This is a genomic window from Parafrankia colletiae, assembly GCF_001854655.1.
In the GTDB taxonomy this organism is placed as follows: domain Bacteria; phylum Actinomycetota; class Actinomycetes; order Frankiales; family Frankiaceae; genus Parafrankia; species Parafrankia colletiae.
On record NZ_MBLM01000158.1, the window covers coordinates 41,085 to 48,843 of the forward strand.

The following is a 7,759-nucleotide window of genomic DNA, read 5'->3' on the forward strand; positions in this document are numbered from 1 at the left end:
CTCCCGCCATGCCGAACCTGGGCACGACCGAGATCATCATTATCGCGCTGGTAGTCCTGGTGCTCTTCGGATCCAGGAAGCTGCCGGACGCGGCTCGTTCGTTCGGCCGCTCGCTGCGCATCTTCAAGGCGGAGACGAAGGGCCTGCGTGAGGACGACTCCTCTTTCCCCTCCTCCGACGCCGCTTCGTCCGCCCCCGCCACGCTCCCAGCCCCTGTCGTGAATCCTGCTCCGGCCGCGCGCCCCGTCCCTGTCGTGAACCCTGCTCCGGTCGCGCGCCCCGTTCCTGCCGTGCCGCTTCCGATCGAGAACCGGGCCGTGCCGGCCACATCGGTCAACGGCACCGTCCCTGCCGTCCCTGCCGTCCCTGCCGACACGGCCGGCACGGCCAGCACGTCGCCCGCCGTCAACAGCGCCTGATGCCGGAAAGCAACGACATTCTGTTTCGTCTCCTCAGGGAGGTGCGGTGACCACCGCGATCGATGCGTCAGCAGTGCTGGTGACCCGCAACCCGGCAACCGGCCTGACAACCGCCTCCTACCCGGTCGCGGACTCCGCTGTCCTTCGCGCGGCGGTCGACGCCGCCCGTGTCGCCGGGGAATGGTGGCGTTCCCTCGGCTGGAAGCAGCGCCGCCGGCATCTGTCGGCGCTGCGGCTGGCCCTCGCCCGCGAGATCGACGACGTGGCCGCGATGATCCGGGCCGAGACGGGAAAGCCCCTGGACGACGCCGTCCTCGAGGTCATGCTCGCCGCCGAGCATCTCGACTGGGCCGCCCGCAACGCCCGGCGCGTCCTGCGCCCGCGCCGGGTCCGCCCGGGCCTGCTCGCCGTCAACCAGAAGGCTGTTCTCGAATACGTCCCGCTCGGTGTGGTCGGGGTGATCGGCCCCTGGAACTACCCTCTTTACACGCCGATGGGCTCGATCTCCTACGCGCTGGCTGCGGGCAACGCAGTGGTCTTCAAGCCCAGCGAGTACGCACCGGGCGTCGGGCGCTGGCTTGCCGACACCTGGGCCAGGGTGGTGCCCGACCATCCGGTGCTGCAGGTCGTCACGGGTTTCGGGGCGACCGGCGCCGCGTTGTGCGAGTCGGGCGTTGACAAGATCGCCTTCACCGGCTCGACGGCCACCGGCAGGCGTGTCATGGCCGCCTGCGCCAGCACGCTGACCCCGGTCGTGATCGAGGCGGGCGGGAAGGACGCACTGATCGTCGCCGCGGACGCCGACCTCGACGCGGCGGCGACCGCGGCCGTGTTCGGGGGGATGGGCAACGCGGGCCAGACCTGCGCCGGAGTGGAACGGATCTTCGTCGTCGACTCCGTGTTCGACGACTTCCTCGCCCGGGTCACCACCCTCGCCACCTGCCTGCGGACCGGCGAGGACGAGGGAACCCACTACGGGCCGATCACGATGCCGGGCCAGGTCGAGGTGATCCGTGCACACATCGAGGACGCGCTGGGGCGCGGGGCACGGGCCGTGGTCGGCGGGGCGGACTCGGTGCGCCCGCCCTTCGTCGCCCCGGTGGTGCTCGTCGACGTGCCGTCGGACAGCCTCGCCGCGCGGGAGGAGACCTTCGGGCCGACCCTGGTCGTCGACCGGGTCGCGGACCTCGACGAAGCGGTCCGCCGGGCGAACGACTCCCGGTTCGGCCTCGCCGCCTCGGTGTTCACCCGAAACCGGAAGCACGGGATCGACGCGGCCCGCCGGCTGCACACCGGCGCCGTGTCCGTGAACAGTGTGCTCGGGTTCGCCTCGATTCCGGCCCTTCCCTTCGGCGGCGTCGGCGATTCCGGTTTCGGTCGTATCCACGGTGCCGACGGCCTGCGGGAGTTCAGCAGACCGAAGGCGATCACGAGTACCCGCTTCGCGAGCCCGGTGGACCTGATGACGTTGGAACGTTCACCGAAGGCCGTGCCGAACGCGCTGTTCCTGTTCCGGTTACGGCACGGTCACCGATGAACGCTGAAATGTCGTCGGKTCTTTCCGTGAACCACGAACCTGGACGAAATCGGCCCGGAACATAAGGCTTGTGCAAGTCTGGAAGAATCGGTACCGTCATAGTTCTCCGCTCGTCGAGCGATTCCCTCCCCTCTTCTGTCGGCGTACTGCGTCATGCCCTGAAGCAGGACGTCGGCGATGCCGTTCCTCTCGGGAAGAAGGTACGAAAATGAGCGATCTCAGTCGGCGAGGTCTCATTTCCTTAGGCGCCGTACTTGGGCTGGTCGGTGTCACGGAGGTGGCCCCGGCCTGGAGTGCTCCGGGCTGGAGCTGGTCTCCGTCGGGGTCCGTCGCCGGGGCCGGTACGGGGGTCGATCCCCAGTGGGTCTGGGACGACACCATCGACCGGGCGATGGTGCCCGTCCTGGAGAACGGCCAGGTGCCCGCGGTCAACGCCGCCATCCGTCCCTGGGTGAACAACAACCACCCCCTGCCCTCCGGACTGCCGGCGGATATCACCGCCTTCCTGCAGCAGGCGAACCAGCTGCCGTCCTGGGCCGACCGCGCCAAGCTGCGTCGCGCCGCCGACTTCAACCGGCGCAAGGACACCTATCTGTTCATGCTGTACGGCGTCGGCAGCGGCATCATGAGCACGGTCATCCCGCGCGAGGCCAGGTCGGTGTACTGGTCGAAGGGCGGCGCCGACATGAAGGACCGTGCGGCGAAGACCTTCACCTTCGGGTACGACCTGAGCCAGCTGAGCGCCTACGAGCCGAATGGGCAGTTCATCGTCACCGCGAACAAGACGCGCATGGTGCATGCCGCTGTCCGGCACCTGCTGCCGCAGCTGCCGCAGTGGAAGAACGGTGCCACGGAGACGATCCCGATCAGCAACGGCGACATTCTCGTCACCTTCCACAGCCTGGGGACGTTCGTCCACTCCAAGCTGAAGGAGTGGAAGATCCCGATGTCGGCCGCCGACGAGGAGGCCTTCCTTCACTCGTGGCAGGTTGCGATCTCGCTGCTCGGCGTGCGCGACGAGTACATTCCCCGGACGTGGGCCGACGCGCACGCCCAGTCGGCCCAGGTTCTCTCGCCGATCCTCATGCCCACCACCGAGGGCAGGGAACTCGCCGAGGTCCTGCTCGGGCTCCTCTCGCAGGTCGACCTCGGYGTGACGCGCGGCTTCCTCAACGAGTTCACCCGCTACGTGCTCGGCGACACGATCGCCGACTGGCTCGGGCTGCCGCGTGACCTGATCGCGGCCGGCATCATCAGGGTCGGCTGGCCCTCGTACATCCTGTTCCGCGAGGGACTGCTCCCGATCATTCCGGTGAACTTCTATCTCTTCGACCAGTTCCTGCGAGCGGTGGCCATGGCATTCCTCAACGGGGGCACCTCGACCCAGACCACTCCCATCGAGATCCCCGACATCAACCGTCCCGCAGGCTGACCCTCTTCGCCCGGTGCACGTCAGATGCCCTGCAGCGGCTGACCTGCGGGGCATCTGAGCGGCAGCCTGACCTGGCCGGGCGAGAAAAAGAGATTGACGTCATCCTCAATTATCGCTAACTTCCTCGCCAGTGGCGAGGCCGCGCACCCGCGACCAGGGGACGTGCCGCGGCCAGGCCAGAAGCCCGTTACCGGAGAGGCGGGGAACCCTTGCGGTTGTCAGGGAAACAGTCGTCCATCGCCGCGTGCTGGACGGCGCTGCGGGCGGCCGGCGGGCCACTGCGGACCGCGGAGCTGGACGCTCTGTGGGCGCAGCTCGCGCCGGTCGACGCGCGCGACATCCTTGGCCAGTGGCGTGGCTTCGCCTTCCCCACCGGGCATCGCCTCGAAAAGGTGCTGGCGCGCAGCCGCTGGTACGGCAAGCGGTTCGTGGCGCTCGACGACGTACAGCCGCTGCTGTGCGTCGGCGAGAACGGTGAGCTGATCTCCGACGTGGAGGCCGGCCGGGGCGAGGCGAGCCTGTGGAACGTCGAGTTCCGCGGGGAGGTCACCGCGACGATGGTCTATGACGGAATGGCGGTTCTCGACCACTTCAAAAGCGTGGACGACCGCACTCTGATGGGAATCATGAACGGCAAGCCCGGGCTGGTCCTGGACGGCGGGAAGAACTTCTACTTCGGGCTGGAGCGCGTGTGAGGCGTGCTGCCCGCCCGGGCCTGTGAGCCGCGTACCCGACCATCACAGAAGGGATTCCGCAGATGCGCGCCGCGGTGCTTCGGGAGGCCGGCCACCTCAGGGTGGAGRAGATCGACGTACCCGTCCCCGGACCCGGCGAGGTTCGCGTCCGGGTACGGGCCACCGGTGTCTGTTACACGGACCGCACCATCGTCGAGGGCAAGGTGCCCGTCCCGCTGCCGATGGTGCTCGGTCATGAGGGCGCCGGGGTCGTCGACGCCGTCGGTGGGGGAGTCTCCGACCTCGCTGTCGGCGACCATGTCGTCCTGACGATCACACCGGGCTGCGGAGTGTGCCAGCAGTGCCAGCTCGGAGCGTTCGTACTGTGCGAGGTCGCCGCGCCCCACATGCTCGACGGCCGGCTGTCGAACGGTGAGCGGCGGCTCACCAGGGGCGCCGAGCGGATCAACCACTTCGCCATGCAGTCGTCGTTCGCGGAGTACGCGGTCGTCGAGCGCCGGGCCGCGGTGAAGGTGCCCGACGACGTGCCGCTGGACGTCGCCTGCCTTACCGCGTGCGGCGTCTCCACCGGCTTCGGGGCAGCGGTCATCCGGGGTGACGTCGGGGTCGGCGAGAAGGTCCTGGTGATCGGTGCCGGCGGCGTGGGCCTGGCGGCCGTGCTCGGTGCGCTGACGGTCGGCGCGGGCAGGGTGGTCGTTGCCGATCGCAGCACTGTGGCCTGCCAGCTCGCCGCGGATCTCGGCGCTACGGACATCATCGTGATGGACGAGGACACCGACCTGGCCGCACGGGTCCGTGCGGTGACGGGCGGCGGCGTGGATGTCGCGATCGACGCAGTCGGCACGGCGGGCACTGCCGCGGGGGCGTTCAGTGCGCTGCGCAGAGGCGGGCGGRCGGTGGTCATCGGTGTCGCCGACCCCCGGGCGAAGATCTCGATCCCGCTGTACCACCTGATCGACCAGCGGGTGCTCACCGGCAGCACGAACGGCAGCATCCGCCCGCACATCGACATCCCGAGGATCCTCGATCTCTACCGAGCTGGCCGCCTCCCCCTCGACCGGCTCGTCACCCGGCGCTACCCGCTGGAGCACATCGGGCGGGCGATGGCCGAACTCGGCGTGCAGCCCGGGCGGGCGGTGATCACGTTCTGAGAACGGCCCGCCGCTGTGGTTCCVCTTCCGGTGGGCCACGTTGCGCTGGTCAGTCCTCAATATCTGAAGCCGCTGCGACGATCCTCGTYACCACGGCACATCGCCGTGGCGGTCGGCGAAGGTGTTGGTCGGGCCGTCGGGGCCGACCTGGGCCAGGGCGACGATCGCGTCGGTTCCCTCGGTGACCGTCTGCGGGCCGCTGTGGCCGTTCAGGTCGGTGGCGGTGTAGCCGGGGTCGACGGCGTTGATGCGGAAGCCGGGCAGCGTCCGCGCGTACTGGCTGGTCAGCATCGTCACCGCGGCCTTCGACGACGGATAGGCCAGGGCGGTGAACGAGCCCTCGACCCGATCGGGGTTGTTGGTCACCGCCAGSGAGCCCAGCCCGCTYGAGACGTTGACGATGACGGGGTTCTCCGACTTCTCCAACAACGGCAGGAAGGCCTGCGTGACGCGCACGAGGCCGAACACATTGGTCTCATAGACCTCGGCGAGGTCGTCGGCCGAYGTYTCGGGCACGCTTSYGGTGGCGCCCGCGATGCCGGCGTTGTTGATGAGGACRTCGAGGCCGGTGCCCGCGTCGTGGACGGTTCGTACGGCGGCGGYGACGCTGGCATCGTCGGTCACGTCGAGCTGCACGAAACGGCCCCCGATCTCGTCTGCGGCGACACGGCCGAGCTCGGGGTGGCGGGCAGCCATCCAGACGTCGTGGCCCTCGGCGATGAGGCGTCGCGCGGCCTCGCGGCCCAGTCCCTTGTTGGCTCCGGTGATCAGCATCGTGGTCATACCGCGATCGTGGCCCRTYGGCCGCCGGATGAGGAGAGGACTCTCAGGGCGACGATCGTCGCGTCGGCTGCGCGCASACTGAGGGGATGGACGAACTCGGAAGCTGCCTGCGCGCCTGGCGGGACCGRCTGGAGCCCGCAGCGGCCGGCCTGCCCGCGGGCGGCCATCGCCGGGCGCCGGGCCTGCGCCGCGAGGAGGTCGCGCGCCTGGCCGGAGTGTCGGTCGACTACCTGGCCCGGCTCGAGCAGGGACGGGCGACCACGCCGTCGCCGTCGGTGCTGGCCGCGCTCGCCCGCACGCTGCGGCTGACCGAATCCGAACGCGACTACCTGTTTCGACTCGCCGACCAGGCGCCGCCGACGCCCGGGCAGATCGAGCGCCACCTCACGCCCGGGGTGCGGCGGGTCCTCGACCGCATGCCGGACGCCGCGGTCCTCGTGACCGACGCGGCCTGGCAGTTGATCGACTCCAACGASCTGGCGGTCGCGCTGCTGGGCGACCTGCGCGGTCTGCCCCATCGCGAGCGCAATCTCGCCTGGCGGGCGTTCGCCGGTCTGGAGTCGCGCGTCGACCAGGACGCGGCGGCACGGGCGCGTGAGCACGAGGAGATCGCCGCCGAGCTGCGCGARGCCTTCGGCAGGCATCCGCACGACGCTGCGCTGCGGCGTCTCATCGACGACCTGCACGGTCTGAGCGCCGAGTTCGGCGCGCTGTGGGCGTCACAGCCCCCGCGGCCGTGCACCGCGGGGAGCAGGACCGTCGTGCACCCGCAGGTCGGGCCGATCACCCTCGACTGCGACGTGCTTGCCGTCCGYGGCAGCGACGTGCGSATCATGGTCCTCTCGGCAGGTCCCGACTCSGCCGCSGCGGAGGCCCTCCGCCTCGTTCAGACGATCGGCCTCCAGGACCTCGCCTCCCCGGACCCGACGTCATCGGCGGGCGATCTGCAGCCGAGTTCCTCGTAGCGACGTAGGTCCACACGGCGGCCCCGTGCCGGTGATCAGTGCACRGAAGRCAGCGYGYTGYCGTCAGGTGGTGATGATGGAGACGCCKGCGGTGCCTGGTGCGCCGTAGAGCTGGGCGTAGCCCACRCGGGGGGTGCCGGGGACCTGCCGGTCSCCGGCCTGYCCGCGYAGCTGCAGGACGAGTTCGTGGATCTGGCGCAGGCCGGAGGCGCCGACCGGTTCACCGTTGGCGATGAGCCCGCCGTCGGTGTTGACGGGCAGCCGCCCACCGATCTCGGTCGCGCCTTCGGCGAGGAGTTTCTCCTGGTCGCCGTCCGCGCAGAAACCGTTCTCCGCCATGTGCATGATCTCGGCCCCGGAGTCGGTGTCCTGGAYCTGGATGACRTCSACGTCRCCGGGGCCGATCCCCGCGGTCTCGTACGCGGCCCGGGAGGCGTACACCGTGGGGGCSTCGGCGGGTTCCACCGCAGCCCAGGAGCTGTGTACCTCGTGTGCACCGTAGCTGCGGGTACGCAGGACGCTCGCGCGCAGGTAAAGRGGCGTGGAGGTGAAACGGCGCGCGATGTCGGCCCGGCACAGAATCACCGCGGCCGCACCCTCGTCCGGGCTGCAGAACATGTACTTCGTCAGCGGGTGGTTCAGCATCGCCGAGGACAGGATCTCGTCCTCCGTGATGGCCTTGCGGCGGAACGCGTTCGGGTTCAGGACACCGTTGCGGTAGTTCTTCGCGGCCACCCGGGCCAGGGTGCGGTGCGAGATCCCGTGGTCGTACATATA

General features: G+C 69.7%; 8 protein-coding genes. 6 read left to right on the forward strand and 2 right to left on the reverse strand.

Annotation, left to right across the window (positions count from 1 at the left end; translation table 11 throughout):
- The first annotated feature begins 8 nt into the window (after positions 1-8).
- The 5 genes from tatA (at position 9) to CC117_RS29225 (ending at position 5,234) form a co-directional block, all read left to right on the forward strand.
- Positions 9-419, forward strand: coding sequence for a Sec-independent protein translocase subunit TatA (gene tatA / locus CC117_RS29205; protein ID WP_071090097.1), 411 nt, complete (start codon positions 9-11; stop codon positions 417-419).
- 46 nt (positions 420-465) lie between these two features.
- Positions 466-1,956: an aldehyde dehydrogenase family protein gene (locus CC117_RS29210; RefSeq protein ID WP_071090100.1), complete on the forward strand. Its 1,491-nt coding sequence runs from the start codon at positions 466-468 to the stop codon at positions 1,954-1,956.
- A 208-nt stretch (positions 1,957-2,164) separates the two neighbouring features.
- Positions 2,165-3,388 carry an oxygenase MpaB family protein gene (locus tag CC117_RS29215; protein WP_071090103.1) on the forward strand — a complete coding sequence of 408 codons (1,224 nt, stop codon included), beginning with the start codon at positions 2,165-2,167 and terminating at the stop codon, positions 3,386-3,388.
- 215 nt (positions 3,389-3,603) lie between these two features.
- Positions 3,604-4,083, forward strand: a complete 480-nt coding sequence (locus tag CC117_RS29220) for a DUF4334 domain-containing protein (protein ID WP_241830530.1) — start codon at positions 3,604-3,606, stop codon at positions 4,081-4,083.
- Positions 4,084-4,145: 62 nt separating this feature from the next.
- Positions 4,146-5,234, forward strand: coding sequence for an alcohol dehydrogenase catalytic domain-containing protein (locus CC117_RS29225; protein ID WP_071090109.1), 1,089 nt, complete (start codon positions 4,146-4,148; stop codon positions 5,232-5,234).
- 87 nt (positions 5,235-5,321) lie between these two features.
- On the opposite strand, the gene CC117_RS29230 is transcribed toward CC117_RS29225, so the two are convergent.
- Complete coding sequence (locus CC117_RS29230; RefSeq protein WP_071090113.1) at positions 5,322-6,017, reverse strand: SDR family NAD(P)-dependent oxidoreductase; 696 nt, start codon at positions 6,015-6,017, stop codon at positions 5,322-5,324.
- Between the two features lie 86 nt (positions 6,018-6,103).
- Here CC117_RS29230 and CC117_RS29235 point away from each other — a divergent pair, with 86 nt between their 5' ends.
- On the forward strand, positions 6,104-6,982 hold the full coding sequence (locus tag CC117_RS29235) for a helix-turn-helix transcriptional regulator (protein ID WP_071090116.1): 879 nt from the start codon (positions 6,104-6,106) through the stop codon (positions 6,980-6,982).
- A 63-nt stretch (positions 6,983-7,045) separates the two neighbouring features.
- Here the strand turns inward: CC117_RS29235 and CC117_RS29240 are convergent.
- Positions 7,046-7,759: thiolase family protein (locus CC117_RS29240; protein ID WP_131803154.1), on the reverse strand; the 714-nt coding region annotated here is incomplete at its 5' end.

What these genes read in the sequence shown, in the direction of transcription:
- tatA (WP_071090097.1), top strand. Translation starts at nt 9, where the DNA reads ATGCCGAACCTGGGCACGACCGAGATCATCATTATCGCGCTGGTAGTC.